The 2176-nt window shown below is 69.3% G+C and carries 2 protein-coding genes and 1 pseudogene; all 3 read left to right on the forward strand.

The window, feature by feature from the left end:
* Positions 1-112: 112 nt before the first annotated feature.
* A complete protein-coding gene (locus ACIPEK_RS46515; protein ID WP_402009070.1) occupies positions 113-385 on the forward strand; it encodes a hypothetical protein in 273 nt (90 codons plus the stop codon).
* A 318-nt stretch (positions 386-703) separates the two neighbouring features.
* A pseudogene (locus tag ACIPEK_RS46520) lies at positions 704-1621 on the forward strand (IS701 family transposase); the annotation flags it as partial.
* A 130-nt stretch (positions 1622-1751) separates the two neighbouring features.
* Positions 1752-2176, forward strand: a 425-nt coding sequence (locus ACIPEK_RS46525) for a transposase (RefSeq protein WP_402009073.1), incomplete at its 3' end; no start/stop codon positions are given.

The following is a 2176-nucleotide window of genomic DNA, read 5'->3' on the forward strand; positions in this document are numbered from 1 at the left end:
GTCCGCCCCGATCACGGCAGCCACCGCCCAGGACCTCGCGAACCTCATCGGACTGACCAGACCCAAAAACAATCAGTAATTTATCGGCAGGTCCCTGGTTGCGTGGGAGAGGGTGAGGGGCAACAAGGGGGCGCGTACGGCCGGTGTGGACCGGGTCGTACCGGCCTTCATCGCCGACGACGCCGACATCGTGGCCTTCCTGAAGAACGCGCGGGCGCAGTTGAGAGTCCGCGCGTTCACCCCTCTGCCGGTGCGGGAGCGCATGATCCCCAAGCCGGGTAGCGGGGGCAAACTCAGGAGATTAGGGATTCCCACCGCGATGGACAGGCTCGTGCAAGCCTCGCTTGTGCTGGTCCTGGACCCGCTGTCGCAGCAGCAGGGTTGAAGCTGAGGGCAGCCTAATCCGGGTGATGCCGGGGAGGGCGAGAGCGGCCCTGACAAAGCCGGGACGTACCCAGAACTGCCAGATGGGGCGGGTCCGGCAAGCGTGATGGAGAGGAGTACGCGAGGAACGGCGTTTTACGTCTCTTAACCCTTCAGTTGTAGTTCGCTGATCAGGCTCGTCGGGTAGTTCCCAGTCATGGACGACTGGTTCGGCGATCTGGCGCAAGTCGCCTAGTGGGATGCTCAGTTGGAGGAGTTGCTGCTGCAGGTCGGCGACGTCTTCCCGCGGGCTGATCTGCGGCGGCGAGCGAAGGCGCGTGTGCGTGGGCTGTTGGGCCTGGTCTCCCGCAAGAACGGCTGGCAGCTGGCCGAGTACGTTGGCTGGCTCCGCCCAGACGGGCGGCAGCATTTACTGGACCGGGCGAAGTGGGACGTCGATGAGCTGCGCGACCGTGTCCGCCGGTATGCGCTGGACGGGCTGGCCGACAGCGGCGGTGGGGTGCTGGTCATCGATGAAACAGGGTTCGCCAAGAAGGGCCGGGCATCCGTCGGCGCGGCCCGGCAGTTCACCGGTTCGCTCGGCGGTGTCTTCCCTTGCCAGATGGGCGTGTTCGCCGCCTGGGCCACCACTCGTGGGGCGGCTCTTGTCGACCGGGAGATCTACCTGCCGCAAGTCTGGACCAATGATCGCGAGCGGTGCGCGGCCGCGCACGTGCCGGAGACGGTCGGCTTCGCCACCAAGCCCCGCCTCGCCGAGAAGATGATCGACCGGATCCTTCCCGAGCTTCCGGACAGCGCCTGGCTGGCCGCCGATGAGGTCTACGGCCGTGACGGCGGCTTCCGCTCCTTCGGGGAGAGCCGCCACCTGCCGTACGTGGTGAACGTCTCCAGCGCACAGACGGTGCTGCCCCGGCCGGGCTGGCGGCGGATCGACAAGCTGGTCGCCGCCGCGGACGACAGCGAGTGGCAGCTGATCGAAGCCGGCCCGAGCCAGACCGGCTCCCGCTGGTGGCAGTGGTGGATCCGCCAGATCGCCGACCCGGACGAGCCCGTGGGCGCCACAGAGCAGGGACAGCCCTGGTACTGCCGATGGATGATCGCCCGCCGCCGCCCCGAGACGCCCGACGACCTCGACCACTACCTGGCCTGGGGACCAGCCGACACCACGCCGGAACACCTGGCCCACGTGGCCGGCGCGCGCTGGCGGGTGGAAGACGCGATCAAACTCGGCAAGCACCAGTGCGGTCTGGCCGACTACGAAGTACGCCACTGGCACGGCTGGTACCGGCACATGCAGCACCTGCTCGGCCGATACCGAGGACGCGCTGCTGGCTTCGGCGATCCGCCGGCGCCGCGCCAAGGCCGGCATCCCCGAGACTGCTCGCCACCGGGAGAAGTGGCGCCTGGCCCTGGACATGCTCGACGAGGTGCGCGGGGACTGGGAGTTGCCGGGCCTTCCGGTCGTCGCCGATGCCGGATACGGCGACGCCACGGGCTTTCGCGAGGGCCTGACCGAGCGCGGTCTGACCTACGCGGTCGCGGTCAAGGCCACCACGACCGCGCACCCGGGCGACGCCACGCCCGAGCGTCCGCCGTACTCCGGGCAGGGCCGCCCTCCCGTGTCCGCCTACTCCCAGCCGCACACCACCCTGCGCGCGCTGGCCCTGGCCGCCGGGCAAGCGGCCACCCGCACCGTTACCTGGCGCCAGGGCAGCAAGGCCACCAAGCACAACCCACGGGCCGAGATGCGCTCACGCTTCCTGGCCCTACGGGTCCGCCCGGCCAACCGGTC

It is taken from the genome of Streptomyces sp. NPDC088246 (assembly GCF_044741025.1).
In the GTDB taxonomy this organism is placed as follows: Bacteria; Actinomycetota; Actinomycetes; order Streptomycetales; family Streptomycetaceae; genus Streptomyces.